The sequence below is a fragment of the Streptomyces sp. NRRL B-1347 genome, assembly GCF_000720325.1.
Classification (GTDB): Bacteria; Actinomycetota; Actinomycetes; order Streptomycetales; family Streptomycetaceae; genus Streptomyces.
The window spans coordinates 1-330 of sequence record NZ_JOJM01000304.1 but is presented as its reverse complement, the minus strand read 5'-3'; the positions used below and the strand labels follow the sequence as shown (position 1 = coordinate 330).

The window sequence follows — 330 nt, the reverse complement described above, 5'->3', positions numbered from 1 at the left end:
GAGGGTGTGGTCACCGTCGCCGATGTGGACTGGGAGCGGTTCGCGCCCGCGTTCACGATCGGGCGGCCCAGCCCGCTCCTCGGCGAACTGCCCGAGGTCCAGCAGGCGTTGGCGAACACCGGAACCGCCGAGGGCACCGGCGTCGCGGCCGGTTCGGCACTGCGGGAGCGCCTGACCGGGCTCACCGAGGCCGAGATCGACCGGACCCTGCTCGACCTGGTGCGAGCTCATGCCGCGGCGGTGCTCGGTTTCGCGGGTGCTGAAGTGGTCGAGCCGGGGCGGGCGTTCAAGGAGTTGGGCTTCGACTCGCTGACGGCGGTGGAGTTCCGT

At 71.8% G+C, this 330-nt stretch carries 1 protein-coding gene; it reads left to right on the top strand.

Going from position 1 to position 330, the window contains the following annotated elements:
* Positions 1 to 330: acyl carrier protein (locus tag IG74_RS47415; protein WP_037827627.1), on the top strand; the 330-nt coding region annotated here is incomplete at both ends.